At 74.5% G+C, this 19,726-nt stretch carries 10 protein-coding genes and 3 pseudogenes; 7 read left to right on the forward strand and 6 right to left on the reverse strand.

Features of this window, described 5'->3' with window-relative positions; genetic code table 11:
• A partial coding sequence (locus tag AB0M46_RS46770; protein ID WP_363347322.1) for an AAA family ATPase occupies nt 1-1,583 on the reverse strand: 1,583 nt, incomplete at its 3' end.
• Between the two features lie 87 nt (nt 1,584-1,670).
• Between AB0M46_RS46770 and AB0M46_RS46775 the strand changes: the two are divergent.
• Nucleotides 1,671-2,393: pseudogene (locus AB0M46_RS46775) on the forward strand (protein phosphatase 2C domain-containing protein); the annotation flags it as partial.
• A gap of 172 nt (nt 2,394-2,565) precedes the next feature.
• Here the strand turns inward: AB0M46_RS46775 and AB0M46_RS46780 are convergent.
• Entirely contained in the window at nt 2,566-3,666 is a 1,101-nt protein-coding gene (locus AB0M46_RS46780) for an FAD-dependent monooxygenase (RefSeq protein ID WP_363347324.1), read from the reverse strand.
• Nucleotides 3,667-3,698: 32 nt separating this feature from the next.
• Here AB0M46_RS46780 and AB0M46_RS46785 point away from each other — a divergent pair, with 32 nt between their 5' ends.
• Nucleotides 3,699-4,196, forward strand: coding sequence for a TetR family transcriptional regulator (locus AB0M46_RS46785; RefSeq protein ID WP_363347326.1), 498 nt, complete (start codon nt 3,699-3,701; stop codon nt 4,194-4,196).
• A gap of 54 nt (nt 4,197-4,250) precedes the next feature.
• A complete protein-coding gene (locus AB0M46_RS46790; protein ID WP_363347328.1) occupies nt 4,251-7,109 on the forward strand; it encodes an EAL domain-containing protein in 2,859 nt (952 codons plus the stop codon).
• Between the two features lie 34 nt (nt 7,110-7,143).
• On the opposite strand, the gene AB0M46_RS46795 is transcribed toward AB0M46_RS46790, so the two are convergent.
• Together AB0M46_RS46795 and AB0M46_RS46800 are read right to left on the reverse strand one after the other, a co-directional pair.
• The gene (locus tag AB0M46_RS46795) at nt 7,144-7,512 is read right to left on the reverse strand and encodes a DUF4259 domain-containing protein (RefSeq protein ID WP_363347330.1); all 369 of its coding nucleotides are present in this window, start codon (nt 7,510-7,512) and stop codon (nt 7,144-7,146) included.
• A gap of 56 nt (nt 7,513-7,568) precedes the next feature.
• Nucleotides 7,569-10,223 carry a glucosidase gene (locus tag AB0M46_RS46800; protein ID WP_363347332.1) on the reverse strand — a complete coding sequence of 885 codons (2,655 nt, stop codon included), beginning with the start codon at nt 10,221-10,223 and terminating at the stop codon, nt 7,569-7,571.
• A gap of 149 nt (nt 10,224-10,372) precedes the next feature.
• Between AB0M46_RS46800 and AB0M46_RS46805 the strand changes: the two genes are divergently transcribed.
• The 3 genes from AB0M46_RS46805 to AB0M46_RS46815 all read left to right on the forward strand — a co-directional run bounded on the left by AB0M46_RS46805 (nt 10,373) and on the right by AB0M46_RS46815 (nt 15,596).
• Nucleotides 10,373-12,304, forward strand: coding sequence for an amylo-alpha-1,6-glucosidase (locus AB0M46_RS46805; protein ID WP_363347334.1), 1,932 nt, complete (start codon nt 10,373-10,375; stop codon nt 12,302-12,304).
• Nucleotides 12,305-12,521: 217 nt separating this feature from the next.
• Nucleotides 12,522-13,781 carry a glycosyltransferase family 4 protein gene (locus AB0M46_RS46810; RefSeq protein ID WP_363347340.1) on the forward strand — a complete coding sequence of 420 codons (1,260 nt, stop codon included), beginning with the start codon at nt 12,522-12,524 and terminating at the stop codon, nt 13,779-13,781.
• Nucleotides 13,782-13,952: 171 nt separating this feature from the next.
• Nucleotides 13,953-15,596, forward strand: a complete 1,644-nt coding sequence (locus tag AB0M46_RS46815; RefSeq protein WP_363347336.1) for a protein kinase — start codon at nt 13,953-13,955, stop codon at nt 15,594-15,596.
• 1,051 nt (nt 15,597-16,647) lie between these two features.
• On the opposite strand, the pseudogene AB0M46_RS46820 reads toward AB0M46_RS46815, so the two are convergent.
• A pseudogene (locus AB0M46_RS46820) lies at nt 16,648-17,489 on the reverse strand (transposase).
• A 587-nt stretch (nt 17,490-18,076) separates the two neighbouring features.
• Between AB0M46_RS46820 and AB0M46_RS46825 the strand changes: the two are divergent.
• On the forward strand, nt 18,077-18,973 hold the full coding sequence (locus AB0M46_RS46825; protein WP_363347338.1) for a Gfo/Idh/MocA family oxidoreductase: 897 nt from the start codon (nt 18,077-18,079) through the stop codon (nt 18,971-18,973).
• Nucleotides 18,974-19,080: 107 nt separating this feature from the next.
• Here AB0M46_RS46825 and AB0M46_RS46830 read toward each other — a convergent pair.
• Nucleotides 19,081-19,726: pseudogene (locus tag AB0M46_RS46830) on the reverse strand (hypothetical protein); the annotation flags it as partial.

The raw sequence follows: 19,726 nt of genomic DNA on the forward strand, positions 1-19,726 counted from the left end.
GTCACCACCGGGTCGACGGCCGCCTTGGTGTGGGAGCTCTCGCTCGCCATCGTGAGGTCGCTCGCTGCCGAGAAGACGACGGCCGCGCGAGGCAGCGCCAGCCCGAGCGCGACCAGGTCCAGCGCCGCCTCCGGCAGGCCGTCGGCGAGGCACGTCGCGGCGCCGCGGACGGCCGCGGCCCGGGCCTCGGCGTTGCGGCCCAGGGCGGCGGCGTGGCGGGCGAGCGCCGCGTCGTCGCCGAGCTCGGCGGCGAGGCCGTGGGCGAGGGTGTGCACGCGGGTGCGCTCCCTCGGCATCGCCCCCGCGGCCAGGGCCTCGCGCAGCAGCGGGTGCCGGAAGCGCAGCGAGCCGGCCGGGGCCAGGTCGGGGGCGATGAGCAGCATGCCCAGGTCGAGCAGGCGCCGCAGGGCCGGCTCCACGTCGCCGCCGCACACGTGGGCCAGCACGTCGCTGTCCACCGGGTCGCCGAGCAGCGCCGCCGCGCGGGCCACCCGGCCGACGACGGCGGGCTCCGAGGCCAGGGGCTCGACCAGCAGGCCGGCCACGTGCGCGGGGAGGGGGGCGGCGGCGAGTTCGTCCGCCGTGCCGTACGCGGCCAGCAGCTCCGTCAGCCAGAACGCATTGCCGCCGGTGCGCCGCAGCGCGCCGCGGACGGTCTCCGGGGCGGGGGCGCTGCCGTAGCGGGCCTCGATCAGCTCCGCCGTCTCCCGTGCGGTGAACGGCGCGACGTGCACCCGCCGCACGGACGGGCCGCCGCCGAGGCGCCGCAGGGTGCGGGCGGCGGCCGGGGCGAAGGCGGCCTCCTGCGGGGGGCGGCTCGTCACCAGCAGCAGCGCCGGCAGCGTGTCGGCGGCCGCGGCGAGCTCGGCCACGAGCGCCAGGCTGGCCGGGTCGAGGTCGTGCAGGTCCTCGACCACGATGATGCCCAGCCGTCCGCCGCCGCCGTTCGTGTGGTCCGGTTCCGCCAGCGCGGCGACCGCCGATTCCGGGGCCTCCCCGCCGCCCCGAAATTTGGTGAAATGTCGGATAATGCCGGATGCGGAGCGCCGGGAGGTCCCCGCCGGGACCTGCGCCTCCGCGTCCGGGTCGTCGTCCGCGGGGTTCGGGGACGGGCCGCCGTCCGCGGGGTCCGGGGACGGGCCGCCGTCCGCGGGGTCCGGGTACGGGTCGCCGTCCGCGGGGTCCGGGTACGGGTCGCCGGCGGGGGCGGCGTGCAGGAGGGCGCGGACCACGTCGACGGCGGCGCGCAGCGTCATGGCGGGGGACAGGCGCGGCTCGGTCGCGTTCGGTGAGCGCTGGGCCAGGCGGTTCAGCAGGGCCTCGTCGCCGGGCAGGCCCGCGGTGGGCCGGCCGCTCAGCACCGACGCCAGCCAGTCCAGCGGTGCGGCGCCGAGGGAGCGGGCGGCGCCCCGCAGGACCGTCGCGCGGGAGAGGTCCAACCGGTCCAGGACCTCGGCGACCAGCCGGCTCTTCCCGCCGCCGGCCTCGCCGGTGATCAGCACGATGCCGGGGCGGCGGGTGGCCCATGCGTCCGCGATCTCGGCGAGCTGGGGGGCTCGTCCGATGAAGGGGGCGGTCGGCATGCGGCCACGATACGCACAAGTGCGTAGAGACGCCCGCCTGTCTCGTGCGGCACTCTGTCACGCATGGCAGAGGCTGGCACCGAGGACATGGTCGACGGGGGGCATCAACCGCTCGCACTGCACTGGGCGGCGCGGACCGACGTGGGGCTCGTTCGCAGTACCAATCAGGATTCGGTCTTCGCGGGCGACCGGCTGCTCGCCGTGGCCGACGGCATGGGTGGCATGGCGGCGGGCGACGTGGCCAGCCGGCTGGCGATCGAGGCGATGACGCCGCTGGACGAGGAGTTCGCCGGGAACGACCTGCTCACCGCCCTGCGTACCGCGGTCTCGGACGCCAACCGGCGTATCCGCGACGAGGTCGAGGCCGACCCGGCGAAGCTCGGGATGGGCACGACGCTGACCGCCATTCTCTTCTCCGGCGAGCGGATCGGCCTGGTCCACATTGGAGACTCGCGGGCCTACCTGCTGCGCGGCGAGGAGTTCGGGCAGGTCACCAAGGACGACACCTATGTGCAGCTGCTCGTCGACGAGGGGCGCATCACGCTCGACGAGGCGGCCACCCACCCGCAGCGCTCTCTGGTCAGCCGGGTGTTGCAGGGACAACCGACGGATCCGGTGTACTCCGTGACCGCCGCCCGCCCCGGCGACCGCTACCTGCTGTGCAGCGACGGCCTGTCCGGCGTGCTGCGGACGGAGACCATCGAGGAGGCGCTGCGCGAGTACGCGGACGTCGACGAGTGCGTCGAGCGCCTCGTCGACATGGCGCTGCGCGCGGGCGGCCCGGACAACATCACCGCCGTGGTCGCGGACATCGTCGGCGACGACGTGCCCGCGCCCAAGGGCCTGCGCGGGCGCCTGCGCTCCTGGCTGGGCCGCGACGAGATCAACGGCGCCCGCCTGCCCGCGTAACGCTCCACGACAGGGCCGGTGTCAAAGGCGCCCGCGGTCCGCGACGGTCTCGCGCGCGAGGGCCGTGACGAGGTCAACGGGGCGTGGCCGAGGGTGACGGCGTGGGCGGGTTCCAGGACGCGATCCGTTCCGCGGCCCGCGTGGCCGCCCCCGCCGGGGCCACCCGGGCCAGCGCCTGCACCAGCGCGCTGGTGACCCGGCCGCGGGCCCCCGTGATCCGCCCGGCCTGCCACGAGCGGCGCACCACGAGCTCGGCCCGGGGGCGGCGCTGTTCGTCGTACCGTTGCAGCGCCTCGGACACCGGCAGGCCCTGCGCGAGCAGTCCGGCCAGCGTGACCGCGTCCTCGATGGCGAGGCAGGCGCCCTGGCCCAGGTTTGGGGTCATCGCGTGCGCCGCGTCGCCGACCAGGGCGGTCCGCGTGCCGAAGCGCATCGGCGGCACCGGGTGCAGGTCCAGCAGCGGGTGGTGCAGCAGCGTCGCCGGGTCGGTCGCCTCCAGCAGGGCCGCGATCGGGTCGTGCCAGCCGTCGAAGGCCGCCCGCAGCTGCGCCAGCTGCTCCGTCTTTGCGCCGGTGCGCAGCGGGCCGGGGGCGGCGGCGTACCAGTAGACGCCCCGGGCACCCATCGGCTGATGGCCGAAGCGCAGCCCGCCCGGGCCCATGGTCTCCCCGCCCTCGCGGGCGCCGCCCATGGCCTCGGCGGGCACGACCGCGCGCCACGAGACCTGGCCGCTGTCGCGGATGCGGGTCTGCGGGTGGTACCGCTGCCGGAACAGGCTGCCGATGCCGTCGGCGCCGACGACCAGGTCCGCGTCCAGCTCCTCGGGATCGGTCACGGCGGTGCCGGTGCGCACGCGCACCCCCTCGGCGAGGATCTCGTGCAGGTCGGCGCGGTGCACGACGATCGGGCCGGCGACCGCCACCCGGGTCAGCCAGGCTCCGCCCGCGGTGCGCAGGCCGCCGCCGGTGATCGGGGTGCCGGCGGCGCGGACCCGCGCGCCGAGGCCGAGCCAGTCCAGGGCGCGCAGGGCGTTGGGCCACAGCGACAGGCCGGCCCCGGGGCCCTCCAGGCGGGGCTGGCGCTCCAGCACGGTGACGTCCCAGCCGGCCAGCCCGAGCCCCCTGGCGGTGGCCAGCCCGCCGATGCCGGCCCCGACGACGATCGCGGTTCGCATGCCCGAAACGCTACACCTGTAGTATCCGGGTGATGAAGGATCGCAAGCGTCGGCTTGCCGACGCCGCCATCGACGTGCTCGGCCACGACGGCGTGCGGGCGCTCACCCACCGGGCCGTCGACGCGCGGGCCGGGCTGCCGCCGGGGACGTGCAGCTACCACTTCCCGACCCGCAACGCCCTGCTCACCGCCGCCCTGGAGCGCATCGCCGAGCTCGACCTCGCCGAGTCCGAGGGGCGCGACCTCGCCGACGTGCTGGCCGCCTGGGCCGGCTCGCCCCGCACCCGGGCCCGGTTCATGCTCATGCTCGACCCGCAGGCCCGCCGCGAGCTGGGGGAGGCCGCGGCGCGGCTGGCGGACGGGTTCGTCGACCGGGCCGAGCGGCTCACCGGCTCGCGGGCCCGCGCGCGCCTCATGATCGGGCTCATCGACGGGCTGCTGCTGGACGAGCTGACCCGCGGTACCGTCGGCGCGGAAGAACGCCGCGAGCGACTCGCCGCGATCGGGGGAATTCTCGCGAACGGCCGGTAACCCCGGGCGGCCGCTGTCGTTGGGCACGATGAGCGCATCCCCAGCGCTCCCCTCGTGAAAGCGGCACTTGCAGTGATCGGCGACCCGCGCACGTTCTGGCCCGCGCTGCTCAGTGCGGCGGCGGTCCTCGGCGCCACGGCCGTCATCGGGCCGGTGCTCGGCCTGTTCGCGGTGGCGGTGCTCGCCGGGGCCGCGGCGCTGGTGCACGCCGGCGGGCTGATCCGCCTCGCCCTGCGCATCCATCACGGCCGGCGCGACTTCGGCCCCTGCCGCGGCGCCGGGTTCCTCGGCCTGGGCGCGCTGCTCGCCGGGGCCGGGGTGGCCGCCACCGGCCTGCCGTGGCTCGACCCCGGCCCGATCGCCGCCGCGACGACGCTGCTCGCCGCGCCGGCGTACCTCGCGGGCCTCCTGCTGCTGCCGGGCACCGCGCCGACCCTCGGTGCCCGGCTGCGCCGCCTCCTCGACGGCGCCGGGATCGGCGTCAGCCTCCTGTACTGCGCCTGGGTGGTCACGCTGGGCCGCTCGGCCCCGGGCACCGCGCCGCTGCGCCTGGCCGTGGCGCTGACCGGCTGCGTGGCCGTGGCCGTGGCCGTCGTCACCGGGCTGCGCGCCGTGCGTCACCGCCCGGCCGCGCTGGGTTGCAGCGGCGGTGCGGCGCTGTCGATCGTGGGCGTCGAGGGGTACGCCCTGCTGCTCCTCGGCCACGACCGCACCTGGCTCGGCGCCCCCGGTGCGGCCCCCGCCGGGCTCGTGGCCGCCGGGCTGGCCATGGTCGCCGGCCCGTTCCTCATCGCCGCCGGAGCCCGCCGCGCCGGCGACGGACCGACCCGCCCGCACGCCGCCGACGAGGACGGCTCGTTCGCCGGGTACCCGTTGCTGCTCGTCCCGGCCCTGCTCGCCGTCGTGGTGTCGGCGTGGCACCTGCTCACCGGCGGCCGCTTCGACGAGACCTCGGTCGCCCTCGGGATCGCCGCCTTCGCCGCCCTCGCCGTGCGGGAGCTGTTCGTCGCGTGGGACATCCGGCGGTACGCCCAGACGCTCGCCGGCCGCGAGGCCCGCTTCCGCACGCTCGTCGCCGGCTCGACCGACGTCGCCATCGTGCTCGACGCCGACCTCGTCGTGCGCTGGCAGTCCCCGGCCGCCGCCCGCCAGTTCGGCCTGTCCGATCAGGACGCGCTCGGCCGCCCCCTGACCGACCTGCTCCACCCGGCCGACGCCGCCCCCGTCGCCGCCGCCCTGCGGGCCGTGCTCGAACGGGACGCGCCCGGCCGCCCCCTGACCGGCCCGCTCCACCCGGCCGACACCGCCGCCCTGCGGGACCCGCTCGGCCGCCCTCTGACCGGCCTGCCTCACCCGGCCGGCGCCGCCGCCCTGCGGGACGCGCTCGGCCGGCCCTTGACCGATCCGCTCCACCCGGCCGGCGCCGCCCTGCGGGCCGTGCCCGAGGGCCGCCAGCACGTGCTGGTCCAGGCCCGCCTCCGCGACGGCTTCGGCCGCTGGCGCGACACCGAGTCCACCGTCATCGACCAGCGCGCGGCGCCCGAGGTCGGCGGCCTCGTCGTGCACGTGCGCGACATCGGCGACCGGGCCCGGCTGCAGCGCACGCTGCACGAGGTCACCTGGACCGACGACCGGACCGGCCTGGCCAACCGCCGCCGGTTCGTCGCCGCCGCCGAGGAGGCCTGCCGCGACGCCCGCCCCGGCTCGCTGCTCGTGCTGGAGCTCGACCGCTTCGACAGCGTCGCGGACCTGCACGGCCCGTCCGTCGCCGGCGCCGTCCTCATCGAGGCGGCCCGCCGGCTGCGCGCCGCCGCCGGCCGCGACGACCTGCCGGCCCGCCTCGGCGCCGCCGCCTTCGCCGTGCTCACCGACGCCCCGCTCGTGCCGGCCTTCGCCCTGGCCGCCCGGATCGCCACCGCCCTCGCCGAGCCGTTCCACCTGCCCGGCCACACCGTGCACCTTGCCGCCGACGTCGGCGTGGCCGACCTCCTCGGCGCCGGGCACGCCGAGGAGGCCCTGCGGCACGCGGACGTGGCCCGCCGCCGGGCCCGCCAGCTCGCCCGCGGCGGCGCCGGCGGCCGGGTCGAGTGCTACGACAAGTCCTTCGAGACCGCCCTGGTGCGCCGCACGGAGATCGAGCAGCAGCTGCCCGGCGTGATCGGCCGCGGCGAGCTCGACGTCGCCTTCCAGCCGATCGCCGACCTCGCCACCCGCCAGCCCGCCGGCACCGAGGCCCTGCTGCGCTGGCGCCACCCGCGCCTGGGCACCGTCCCCCCGGCGGAGTTCCTGCCCATCGCCGAGGAGCTGGGCGGCGGCATCGCCGACGAGATCGGGGAATGGGTACTGCACCGCGCCTGCCGCCAGCTCTCCCGCTGGCGCGGCGACGGCCGCGACCTGTGGATGTCGGTCAACGTCTCCGCCCGGCAGCTGGCCGGCGAGGGCTGGCTGGCCGCCGTCGCCACCGCCGTCGACACCCACTGCGTCCCCGCCGAGGCCCTCGTCGTCGAGGTCGCCGAGGCCGCGCTGCCCGACGACGCCTTCGCCGTCGAGCAGCTGGCCGGCCTGCGCGCGCTCGGCGTCCGCACGGCGCTGGACCACTTCGGCACCGGCCCGACCGCCCTGGCCCACCTCCGCCGCCTCCCGATCGACGTCCTGAAGATCGACCAGGCCCTCTTCAACGAGCCCCCGGGCCGGCGCGGCGCCGCCACCCCGATCGTCGACGTCGTCGTCGGCCTCTCCCGCCGCCTGGGCATCGACGTCATCGCCTGCGGCCTGGAGACCCAGTCCCACGCCGACGTGGTCCGTGCCGCCGGCTGCGCGCTCGGCCAGGGCTTCCTCGTCAGCCCGCCCGACCACGCCGAGCACGTCGAGGCCTACCTGGAGCGCCACCGCACCCCGCTGCTCGGGAAGTGACGCCGGTCACCCCGGTCGTGCCGCCGGCGGCGGGCTAAGCGGCGCGGATCGCCTCGGTCAGCCGGTCGAACGTGCGCTCCAGCACCGCTCGCCGCGCTGCCTTGTGCTCCGGGGTGGGCTCCAGCCCATCGATGTTCGCGTCCCACGCGGCCAGGAAGGTCGCCTTCCACGCCTCGACCGTCTCGGCCGCGGGCAGCACGACGCCGACCCACGGCTGGCCCGCCAGGAGGCACAGGATCTCGACGTTGCAGGGGACCGCGACGCCCCAGTACTCGTCCGGCTCCAGCTCGACCGGATCGCCCGCCATGGCGTCCTCGATCTCACGCATCAGCCGCGCGGTCAAGATCGACAGATGGTCCGCGGCCGTGTCGCTGTCGAAGTTGCCACTTCCCCAAGTACCCATGCCGCACCCTAACGGGGGCGGCATGGGCGTCGAGCACCGCGCCGGGCGGGAGCGCGTCACGGGCGGGGGTCGTGGGGTGGGGGAGTGCGCAGGGTCAGGATCAGGTCGAGGACCAGCGCGGTCCAGCCGGTCTGGTGCGCCGCGCCCAGGCCCGCCCCCGTGTCGCCGTGGAAGTACTCGTAGAAGAGCAGCAGGTCGTGCCAGGCCGGGTCGCGCTGGAACAGGTCCACGTCGCCGAAGACCGGGCGGTGGCCGCGCTCGTCGTCCAGGAAGAGCTTCACCAGGCGGTGGGACAGGTCGTCGGCCACCGTGGCCAGGGTGGCCATCTTGCCGCTCTTGGCCGGGTACTCCACCTGCAGGTCGTCGCCGAAGAACTCGGCGAAGCGGCGCACGGCCTCGATCAGGATGTAGTTGACGGGCATCCAGATGGGGCCGCGCCAGTTCGAGTTGCCGCCGAAGAGGCCGCTCGTCGACTCGCCCGGCTCGTAGCCCACCGTGTAGGCGTGGTCACCCAGATGTACCGTGAACGGCTCGTCCTTGTGCGCCCGGGACAGGGTGCGCAGGCCGTAGGGGGACAGGAACTCGTCCTCGTCCAGCATGCGCTGCAGGATGCGGATCAGCTGGTCCGGGCCGACCATCGACAGCAGGCGCAGCTGCTGGCCGCCCCGGCTCTTCTTCGCGCCGACCACGTCGCCGTACTCCGGCTTGTTGGTCAGGAACCAGCGCAGGCGGGCGGCGACGTCGGGCAGCCGGCGCAGGGTGGTCGAGCTGATGATGGTGGTGGCGGTCAGCGGCAGGAGGCCGACGACCGAGCGGACCTTGAGCGGGATCTGGCGGCCGTCGGCGGTGCGCAGCACGTCGTAGAAGAACGCCTCCTCCTCGTCCCACAGGCCGAACTCGTAGGCGGCGTCGGCGATGTAGGCGAAGTGCTCCAGGAACTTGGCGGCGATGTCCTCGTACACCCGGTCGTGCACGGCCAGGGTGAGCGACATGTCGAGCAGGTTGAGCGCGTACATCGCCATCCAGGCGGTGCCGTCGCTCTGCTCCAGCCGTCCGCCGACGGGCAGGGCGGCGGAGCGGTCGAACGGGCCGACGTTGTCCAGGCCCAGGAAGCCGCCCTCGAAGACGTTGTTGCCCTCGGCGTCCTTGCGGTTGACCCACCAGGTGAAGTTCAGCAGCAGCTTGTGCAGCACGCGGGCCAGGAAGTCGAAGTCGCGCGAGCCGTCCAGGACGAACACGCGCAGGGCGGCCCAGGCGTGCACGGGCGGGTTGACGTCGCCGAACGCCCACTCGTACGCCGGGATCTGCCCGTTGGGGTGCATGTACCACTCGCGCAGCAGGAGCAGCAGCTGCTCCTTGGCGAACCCGGGGTCGACCCGGGCGATGGCCACGCAGTGGAACGCCAGGTCCCAGGCGGCGTACCACGGGTACTCCCACGGGTCGGGCATGGACAGCACGTCGCAGCTGTTCATGTGCCACCAGTGGCTGTTGCGCCCGTAGCGGCGGCTGTCCGGCGGCGGCTCCGAGACCGGGTCGCCCTGCAGCCAGCGGGCCACGTCGAAGTGGAAGAACTGCTTGCCCCACATGAGACCGGCGACCGCCTGCCGCACGATCATCTTCTCCTGGGCGTCCGCCCCGGAGGGTACGAGTTCCTCGAAGTAGGCGTCCGCCTCGGCCTGCCGGCGGCTCATGGTGGACTCGAAGTCGGCCTCGAGGTCGGCCGGGGCGAGGTCCTTGGCGCCGGGCGCGCTGAGGTTGAGCCGCACGCGGATCTCGTGGCTGCCGCCGGCCGGCACGGAGATCAGGTAGTGCAGGGCCGCCTTGGTCCCGACGTCGTCCGGATTGACGCTGTCGGTGCCGTGGATGATGTGGTCGCCGATGCCGTCCTTGGGGTACTCCTGCCCGGGCTTGCCCCAGATCCGCGGGCCGTTGGTCTCGTTGTTGCAGAACAGCGGGCGCGGCGCCCCGTCGCCGGTCAGCGCCAGGCGGCCCAGCAGCCGGTGCTCGGCCAGCAGGCCGTTGTCCTTGGCCCGGATCTCCGGCATGTAGTCGCGGCCGGGCAGGCCCCAGGCCCACGTGTTGCGAAACCACAGGGTCGGCAGCACGTGCAGGGTCGCCGGGTCGGGCCCCATGTTGCGGATCCGGATGCGGACGCACATGTCGGTCGGGCCGGCCTTGGCGTAGTCGACCTCGACCGCCCAGTACCGGTCCTCGTCGAAGATGCCGGTGTCGGCCAGCTCGTACTCCGGCTCGTCCCGCCCCCGCCGGCAGTTCTCGGCGACCAGGTCGTCGTACGGGAACGCGCCCTGCGGGTAGTGGTAGCGCCACCGCATCCAGGAGTGCGTCGGCGTGGAGTCCAGGTACCACCAGTACTCCTTGACGTCCTCGCCGTGGTTGCCGAGGTCGCCGCCCAGCCCGAACATCCGCTCCTTGAGGATGGTGTCCTTGCCGTTCCACAGGGCCAGCGCGAAACAGAACGTCTGCCGGTCGTCGCAGACGCCGGCCATGCCGTCCTCGTTCCAGCGGTACGCCCTGGACCGGGCCTGGTCGTGCGGGAAGTAGTCCCAGGCGTTGCCGTGCGGGCTGTAGTCCTCGCGGACCGTCCCCCAGGCTCGCTCGGACAGGTAGGGCCCCCAGCCCCGCCATGGGCGCTCCCCGCTGTCGGCTTCGGCCAGCCTCCGGCGCTCGGCGTTCCCATCGTCCTCGATCACGCGGCTATTCTCCGTTGTTCATGTTTCGGTCAAGTTGAGACCCGACCATTCAACCCCTTACGTGGCATTTGTTCTTACATCAAGGTGCCCCTTGATCAATAATCTTGTGGGGATCCGCTCGCCGACCGCCACCCCCAGCCACCAAAATTGTGCGCATGGTCGTCTTCGGCGCGCAGGTATGTGGTGATTTGTCGGCAGGTGCGAACCGTGAGTGGCTTGTCCCGGATGGGGCCGGCGGCTACGCGATGGGCACCGTGTCGGGGCTGCGCACCCGCCGGTACCACGGCCTGCTCGTGGTCGCCGAGCCCGGCCTGCCGGCCCGCCGCCACCTGGCCCTGGCCGCCCTCGACCCGGTGCTGACCCTGCCGTCGGGCGCCCAGGTCGAGCTGGCCGTGCACGAGTGGGCCGGCGGGGCCGTCAGCCCGGCCGGGCACACCCTGCTGGAGCGCTTCGACCTCGTCGACGGGCTGCCCCGGTGGCGCTGGCGGATCGGGCCGGTGGTGCTCGAGCGCGAGCTGGCCATGGTCCACGGCCGGTCCCACCTCGGCGTCGTGCACCGGCTGGTCAGCGCCCCCGGCCCGGTCACGTTGACCCTCAAGGCGCTGGTCACCTGGCGTGACGCGCACGGCGAACGCACCGCCGCCGGCCCCGCCCCGCTCGTCGAGGCGCACGGGTCCGGGGCGGTGGTCGAGTCGGCCTTCCGGCTGGAGGGTCCCGGATTCTCCACGATCCAGCAGTGGTACCGCGGCGCGCTCACCCGCGCCGAGCGGGAGCGCGGCCTGCCGGCGCAGGAGGACCTCTGGTGCGCCGGGCAGTTCGCGGCCGTGCTCCACCCGGGAGAGTCCCTCGAGGTCGAGGCCTTCGCCGGCGAGGGCGCCCCCCGCGGGGCCGAGAGGATCGTCGCCCGGGCCCGGGCGCGCAACCGGGCGCTCACCCACGACGCCTCCGACGACGTCGACCGGACCCTCGTGCTGGCCGCCGACGCCTTCGTGGTCGCCGGTGCGGCCGGCGCGCCCGACGTCGTGGCCGGGTACCCCTGGTTCGGCACCTGGTCCCGCGACACCATGACCGCCTACGAGGGCCTGTTCCTGGCCACCGGCTGGTACGACGAGGGCCGCGAGCTGCTGCGCGCCTACGCCGCCACGCTCGACGGCGGCATGCTCGCCAACACCGCCGACACCGGGCGCACCGAGCACAACACCGTCGACGCCACCCTGTGGTTCCTGCACGCCGTCGAGCGGCACGTCAGCGGTACCGGCGACGACGACCTCGCCGCCGAGCTGCTGCCCGCCCTCGAGGAGGTGGTCGCCGCCCACCTGCGCGGCACCCGCTACGGCATCCGGGCCGACGCCGACGCCCTCGTCACCCAGGGCGCCCCCGGCGTCGCCCTCACCTGGATGGACGCCCGGGTCGGCGAGATCCCTGTCACACCCCGGGTAGGTAAGCCCGTGGAGGTGAACGCGCTGTGGATCAACGGGCTCGGGGCGATCGCCGCGCTGCAGGAGCGGCTCGGCCGCGACGCCGCCGCCGTCAGGACGCTGCTGGACCGGGCCCGGGCGAGCTTCGAGCGGCGCTTCCCGGTCGAGCGGCGGTCGCACCCCGCAACGGGCGCGCCGGACGCGAGGCCCCTGTACGACGTCATCGACGGCCCGTCCGGCGACGACCCGGCGCTGCGCCCGAACCAGCTCCTCGCGTGGAGCCTGCCCCGCGGCCCGATGCGCGGCCGGCCCGTGCCCGAGGCGGTCTCCGCCCTGCTCACACCGCTCGGGCCGCGCAGCCTCGCCGCGTCCGACCCCGCCTACGTCGGCACCCACGCGGGCGGCCCGGCCCAGCGCGACGCGGGCTACCACCAGGGCACGGTGTGGCCCTGGATGATCGGCCCGTACGTCGACGCCCACGCGGCCCCGCCGGCGGAGCATCCCGGTGAGCTCCTGCAGGGCATCGAGGCGCATCTGTGGGACTGGGGTGTGGGCTCCGTCTCCGAGACGGCGGACGGCGATGCGCCGCACCGGGCGACGGGGTGCCCCTTCCAGGCCTGGTCGGTGGCCGAGGTGCTGCGCGTCCGGAGGAATGTCGGCTGACCGTTACACCCTAGAAATGAGATTTGCCCACGCGGTAACCCTCGCCGGGCAGGATGAGTCTCAACCCCACCCAACGGCTCACTCGCGGGGGCGAGACCGCGCGTTAGGCGCTGCCGTGCGTGGGTACTTAGGCGGGCGTTTTGTTCGACAATCAAGTGGGGGCGGCCACGTGAGCGAGATCATCGGAACCGGGAACCGACAACCGTTGCGCATTCTGATGCTCTCGTGGGAGTACCCGCCGGTGGTGGTGGGCGGCCTCGGCCGGCACGTCCACGCCCTGGCGACGTCGCTGGTGACGGCGGGCCACGAGGTGACGGTGGTGACCCGGCACGCGCCGGGCGCGCCGCTGGAGGAGTACTCCGAAGGGGTGCGGATCGTGCGGGCGGCCGAGGACCCGCCACTGTTCCCGCTGTCCACCAACACGCTGCTGGCCTGGACGATGGCGTTCAACCACACGCTGACCCGGGCCGCGCTGCGGGCCGCCGCGACCGGTGAGTACGACCTCATCCACGCCCACGACTGGCTGGTCACCCACACCGCGGTGACCCTCAAGGAGAGCCTCGACCTGCCGCTGGTGGCCACCATCCACGCCACCGAGGCCGGCCGGCACCAGGGCTGGCTGCCGGACGAGATGAACAAGTGCATCCACTCCGTCGAGTGGTGGCTCGGGCACGAGGCCTGCCGGGTCGTGGTCTGCTCGGAGTACATGCGCTGGGAGGTGACCCGGCTGCTCGACCTCGCGCCGGCGCGGGTCTCGGTGGTCGCCAACGGCGTGGACGCCAGCGTCTGGCGGGCGCCGTCCCGCGCGATCAACGCGGCCCGGGCGCGCTTCGCGGCCGACGGGCCCCTCCTGGGGTACGCCGGCCGGCTCGTCTACGAGAAGGGCGTGCAGGACCTCATCGCGGCGCTGCCCGAGCTGCGGGCCCGGCACAACGGCCTGCGGGTGGTCATCGCCGGCGACGGGCCCCACCGCGGCGAGCTGCAGGAGGAGGTACGGCGGCTGCGCCTGCAGCGGGCGGTGAGCTTCGCCGGGTTCATGGGCGAGGGCGAGCTGCCCGCCCTCATGGCCGCCACCGACGCGCTGGTCGTGCCGAGCATCTACGAGCCGTTCGGCATGGTCGCGCTGGAGGGCGCCTCCGCGGGCGCGCCGCTCGCCGTCGCCGCCACCGGCGGCCTGGCCGAGATCGTGGAGCCGGGCGTCACCGGCGTGACGTTCCCGGCCAAGACCCCGGAGGCGCTGGCCGCCTCGGTCGCCACCCTGCTGGAGGACGAGCCGTTCGCCCGCCGGGTGGCCAAGCAGGCCCGCTCCATGGTCAGCGAGCGCTACGGCTGGTCGACGATCGCGGCCAGCACCGCCGAGGTGTACCGCACCGCGATGACCGAGGCCCCGGGCTTCGCCGCGAAGCAGGCCGCCGCGTTCCTCGAGCACGGCCGCCCGCAGATCGTGGTGCCGGACGGTAACCTGCTGACCCTCTGACGTTAGGTAGCCCGCCGAGGCCGCGCGGCGCGGCCTGATACGTCGGATTTGCGACGACCCCGGCAAGGGATTTGCCGGGGTCGGTCACATTTTGGGTCTCGCCACGACGTGCCATCCCCGGTACGGTTTGCCACGTACAGCGACCGGAATCGATCAGGACGGCATTCAGGGTTGAGCGGCACCGCCGACGAGGTCCTCGGTAACAGGTACCGGCTCATCGCACCCGTCGGCACCGGCGGCATGGCCGTGGTGTGGCGGGCCCGCGATCTGGTACTCGACCGCGACGTCGCCATCAAGCTGCTCGCCGGTGAGCTGGCCGCCAAGGCCGGCAACCGGGAGCGGATCCGGGCCGAGGCGCAGGTCGTCGCCCGGCTGCAGCACCCCAACATCACCGCCGTGCACGACTACGGCGAGGCCGGCGACTTCGCCGCGGGCCGCAACGGCCGCCGGCCGTACGTGGTCATGGAACTGCTGGAGGGCGAGCTGCTCTCCGACCGGCTGCGGGCCGGCCCGATGTCCTGGCGCCGGGCCACCCAGATCTGCGCCCAGGTCGCCGCCGGCCTGGCCGCCGCGCACGAGCGCGGGGTCGTGCACCGCGACATCAAGCCCAGCAACATCATGCTCACCTCGGCCGGAGCCAAGATCCTGGACTTCGGCGTGGCCGGGCTCACCGGCTCCTTCGACCCCGACGACGAGCACGACGGCACCGTCTTCGGCACCCCCGCCTACCTCGCCCCGGAGCGGCTGCTCGGCGGCGGGGTCATCCCGGCCACCGACGTGTACACCGTCGGGCTGCTCGCCTACCGCTGCCTCACCGACCGGCTGCCCTGGCACGCGGACACGCCGACGCAGATGATCGCCAACCACGTGTACGAGCCGCCCCACCCGCTGCCGGAGATCGCCGGCCTGCCGCCCGAGGTGGCCCGGCTCATCGGCCACTGCCTGGCCAAGGATCCGCAGGCCCGGCCGCCGGCGGCCGAGGTCGCCAAGGTCCTCGCCGCCGCCACGGGGATCCATGTCGTACTGCCCGGCCAGGACGGCTCCTCGACGCAGGAGGTCCACGCCCCGCCGGTGGGCGAGCCCGATCCGTCGCGGCGCCTGCCGGTCCTTGTTCGCCGGTCCGGTCGCCGGGCCACCGGCAACGCCCGCCGCGCCTGGGTCGCCGTCACCGTGACCGTCGTCGCCGCCGGCGCGACCACCGGCATGATCGTGTGGAAGCCCTGGGCCCCGAAGCCCGCCTGCAACGTCGACTTCTACATCCACCCGGCCATCGACTCCAACGCCGACCGCGGCTTCGAGGCCCGCCTGACCGTGGCCAACGTCGGCAACCGCACCCTGCAGCCGTGGACGCTGCGGTTCATCTTCCGCGGCGGCCAGACCGTCGACCGCATCGAGGGCGTCAGCAGCTACCAGCCCGGCGTCGGCGCCCAGGTGGTCAGCGGCCAGACCGCGCTGCCGCCGGGCAAGGCGATCACCTTCGGCGTGTGGGGCCACGGCGGCCAGCCCCGCCCGCCCAGCGACTTCGTGCTCAACGACACCGCCTGCGACCAGCGCAACGAGATGCGCGGCCCGCAGGACGCCCTGCCGGCGATCACCGAGATCGTGCCGGCCCCGCCGGAGAAGTCCCGCCCGCCGGCCGGCCAGAACGGTCCGCCCCCCGGCGGCCCACCGCCCGGTGGCGGACCGGGCGGCCCTGGCGGCGGCGATCCCAACCGGCCCGGGCAGCACCCGGGTAACAGCGGCGGCCCGCCGCCGAGCCGTATCGCTTCCACCCCGCCGGCCCTGCGCACCCGCCGCAAGCGTTCCCGTACCTGACCGGCTGGTTCGACTGCGAGCCGCGCATCTGCTCGTGTGGTCCGTGCGGCCGGCCCGAGATCTCCGCCGGTCGCCAGGAGCGGGTCGACTGGCTCTTCGAGTGGTGGGCCCGCATCGACCGGTGGATCGACGAGGTCGGGCGGTAGGGGCTTTTCCGGGGTAAGTCGGGCGCTGGCGCGCCACGACTTAGGGTGACCGTCAATGGGTTGGGGCGAAGGCGGCGGTCGGTGTGGCGGCGGAGTTTGCCGAACCCGTCGACCGCGTCGCCGGTCAGGCCTGGCCGCGGCCTGGCCGGGGAGCCGTCGATCACTCGGCGTAGCGATGAACCTCGTGCCGGCGATCGCGGTCAGCGGCATGATCGTGCACCATTTGACATTGCCGTTACCGTCCGGGGCGGTAATTCCGGGCGAGGTCGGGGATAATCAATGGCATGGGGCAGCTGTCATTCTTCAGTCGCACGGAATTGGCTGCCATGCGTGACCGGACCAGGTCTCGGCGGTATTGTCCGGCAACGGAGCAGTTCCGTCGGGAACATGAGCGGCATCGAGCGTGGGGCCTTGCTCGGAGGCACGCCGAGAAGCTACGCCGTATCCGTGGTGGCGTCCCGCCGGTGACCGCGGCCGACGATCGGCGGCCCGACCCGGTCCCCGCGCCGGTCCCGCCGACGCTACCGTCCGAACAGGCCGAACACCCCGCCGACCCGGTCGTCGCCGGCCACACCGATCCCGCGCCGCCGGACCGCACAGGCGGCGCCGCAGCGTCCGGGCACGCCCACGCGAGACGTCGCACACCACCACCACCACCACCGTCACGCCGGCCCTCCAGTGCGGCAACACGTCGCACAATCCGCCGCCATCCGCGCTCACCGGCAACATATCGCAGCCGGTTCTTGCATCTGCCACGTCCGGCCGGCTGCCAATTCCGTCGAAGCCTGCAAAAGGTCGCGCACCATCCCAACGCGCCACCGGCAGAGCATTGCAGCGAATACGCACTCATCGGGCCAAGCCAACGAACTGCCAGCCACTCCCTGTCACGATCACCTCCACGCTGATCAGAGGCGGCAGGTGGCGGTTCTGCCGTCCCATCGGTAGTGGGTGCAGGCGCAGCTGACGAGGTGACGGACGGCGACGAACGCGGCTGCGAGGTCGTGGCAGAAGCCGATGATGGAGACGCGGCGGTCGGTGTAGCGGCGGAGTCTGCCGAAGTCGTTCATCCATGCGTGGCTGGCTTCCACGACCCAGCGCCAGCCGGTCTGGATCGGGGCGGGTCTCCCGCGCCGGGCGATCCGTCCGCGCCAGCCGCGTCCGGCGAGCAGGTCCCGCGTTGGTGCCCAGTCGTAGCCGGCGTCGAGATGGACAGTGACCCGGCCGGGCCAGCAGCCGCCGAACTGCGCGTCAGCAGCGTCCAGGGCCGGGCCGAGCAGGAGCGCGTCGCGCCGGTTCGCGCCAGCCGCGACGATCCCGAGCGGGACCCGGCGGCCGTCCGCGGCAACGGAACACTTCCGGCCGCCGTTGCCCCAGTCGACCGGCGACGGACCGGCGCGCTCCCCACCAGCAACAGCTCTGCTGATACACCCGTCGACAGCCACATCGGCCAGCCGCAGCCCGACCATCAGGTCGAACGCCGCCAGAACCAGAGCATGCAACTGCTGGGCCACACCAGCATCGGCCCACCCCCGCAACCACCGGCGAATCGTGGCATCCGAACAACCCGACACCACCGCCCACTCATACCCGCCTTGAAGATCTGGAAGAACACCACCCGATCCGGAACCCGCCGACGGTGACAACCAAGCGGATGCGTCGGATCGAACACACCCCGAACGGGTAGCAACACAGCGAACTGCACCCAGACCGCCTCCCGCAACCACATCGGAATCCCGTGCACGGACAACCCCCAAAACGGACACGGAGCGCAGACAACCCCCATGCCCGGCCGGGGCCGTGCCCGCTTCCGTCATCTATGCCCGAAACACCCCGAGCCCACCCTATTGACGGTCACCCTTACCCGATTTATACTCTGACGCCGTATAAATCCGACATGTCATGGCGTGGGACGCCCGACATATCGCTTTCCCGCGTTCTGCGCAGTTTGCCGCGCAGGGCCGCGCGCGTCAGGTTGGGCCGGGTCGGGGCGGGTCGCGCCGGGTGGGCCTGTGCAGAGTCGTGCCGTGCCAGGCCGCGCCGCATCTGGGTGGGGCCGGGCCGGGATGCGCCGCGCCGTGCCCCGCGCCGCGCCGCGCCGTGCCCCGCGCCCCGTGCCCCGCGCTGCGCCCGCGCCCCGTGCTGCGCCCGCGCCCCGTGCTGCGCCCGCGCCCCGTGCCCCGCGCTGCGCCCGCGCCCCGTGCCCCGCGCCACGCCGGGCCGGTGCGTGCCTGACATATCGCTTGTTCCGGATTCCGCGCGGGTTTGCCGCGACCGGAGGCCGGGCCGTGCCGGGTGGGTGATCACCGGACGGACGGCGTGGGGGAGAATGGTGCGATGCGATTCGGCGTTTTGGGCACGGGACACTGGGCGGCAGTCACGCAGGCGGCCGGGCTGTCGACACACCCCTCGGCGACGCTCGCCGGTGTGTGGGGCCGCAGTCCCGAGAAGGCGGCCGACATGGCCGACAGGTACGGCGTCCCCGCCTACGCCGACGTCGACGCGCTGTTCAACGACGTCGACGCGGTCGCCATCGCCCTGCCGCCGGACGTGCAGGCGCCGCTGGCCGTGCGCGCCGCCCAGGCCGGCAAGCACCTGCTCCTGGACAAGCCGCTCGCCCTGGACCCGGCCGCCGCCGACGAGGTGGTCGCGGCCGCCCGGGCCGCCGGGGTCGCCACGGTCGTGTTCTTCACCAACCGCTTCGTGCCCTCGGTCGACACCTTCCTGCGCGAGAACGCGGCCGTCGGCGGCTGGTACGCGGCCCACGGCACCATGTACACCTCGATCTACCAGCCCGGGAACCCCTACGCCGACTCGGTCTGGCGCAAGGAGCACGGCGGCCTGTGGGATCTGGGGCCGCATGCCCTTTCCGTGGTACTGCCGCTGCTGGGCAACGTCGTGGACGTCTCCGCCGCCGAGGGGCCCCGCGACACCGCCCACCTGCTGCTGCGCCACGAGGGCGGGGCCGCGAGCACGCTCTCGCTGACGCTGGACGCCGCGCCCGAGGCCACCAGCTTCGGCTTCTCCTACTTCGGCGAGCACGGCGCGACCACGCTGCCCGAGTGGGACGCCACCCAGGTCGAGGCCTTCGGCAGCGCGGTCAGCGCCCTGCTGGACGCGGCCACGACCGGCACCCCGCACCCGTGCGACGCCGCGTTCGGGGCCAAGGTCGTGCACATCCTCGCCGCCGCGGAGCGGGCCCGCCACACCTCGACGATCGTGGCGGTGCAGTAGGGCCGATCGGTAGGGACGACCGGGGCTGCGCTGCCGCGCCCCGGCCTTCCACCACGCGTGCCGGCGCGAGCTGGACTCCGGATGGCCGGGGTCGCGTAGCTCCCGCCTCAGCGCATGCGGGCCATCGCCGCCCGCAGCCGGTTGAGGTCGCGCAGCCGCCGCTCGTACGTCACCGCGAACCCCACCAGCAGCGCCCCCGCGACCGCGAGCGGCGCCCAGCGGGGCAGGTGGTCCCAGACGACCCGGATCTCGTGCAGGGCCAGCAGGACCAGCGCCCCGCCGCCGGCCGCGATCGGCGCCTTCAGCCGCAGCCGCGCGCCCGCCAGCACGACCGCGACCCCGGCCGCCCCGACCAGCAGCCGCCGCAGCGGCTCGCCCGGGGTGACCAGCACGAGCGCCACGCTGGGCCCGAACCCGGCGAGCAGCCCCGGCCCGAAGGCCGTCCAGCTGCCGAGCTGCGGGCGGCGCCGGGCCGCGACCCAGCCCGCCGCCACGGCCGCCACCCCGGCCGGCGCGGTGTACGCCTCCGGCACCGACACGCCGCCCGCGACCAGCACCAGCTCGTACGCGAGCAGCTCCGCCACGACGGCCGCCGCGGTGTAGCCGGGCCGGGCCGCACCGCCGCCCAGCGCCCGCAGCCCCAGCGCCACGCCGTAGAGCCCGGCCACGCCCGCCGCCGCGGCCGCGTCCCCGGCGGTGAGCAGCAGCGCCACGATGGCGACGGCGTGCGCCACGGCGTCGAGCAGCCGCCCC

Origin of the sequence: Dactylosporangium sp. NPDC051485 (assembly GCF_040682015.1) — a bacterium.
Classification (GTDB): domain Bacteria; phylum Actinomycetota; class Actinomycetes; order Mycobacteriales; family Micromonosporaceae; genus Dactylosporangium.

What these genes read in the sequence shown, in the direction of transcription:
- AB0M46_RS46780 (WP_363347324.1), bottom strand. Translation starts at nt 3,666, where the DNA reads ATGCGAACCGCGATCGTCGTCGGGGCCGGCATCGGCGGGCTGGCCACC.
- AB0M46_RS46785 (WP_363347326.1), top strand. Translation starts at nt 3,699, where the DNA reads ATGAAGGATCGCAAGCGTCGGCTTGCCGACGCCGCCATCGACGTGCTC.
- AB0M46_RS46795 (WP_363347330.1), bottom strand. Translation starts at nt 7,512, where the DNA reads ATGGGTACTTGGGGAAGTGGCAACTTCGACAGCGACACGGCCGCGGAC.
- AB0M46_RS46810 (WP_363347340.1), top strand. Translation starts at nt 12,522, where the DNA reads ATGCTCTCGTGGGAGTACCCGCCGGTGGTGGTGGGCGGCCTCGGCCGG.
- AB0M46_RS46825 (WP_363347338.1), top strand. Translation starts at nt 18,077, where the DNA reads ATGCGATTCGGCGTTTTGGGCACGGGACACTGGGCGGCAGTCACGCAG.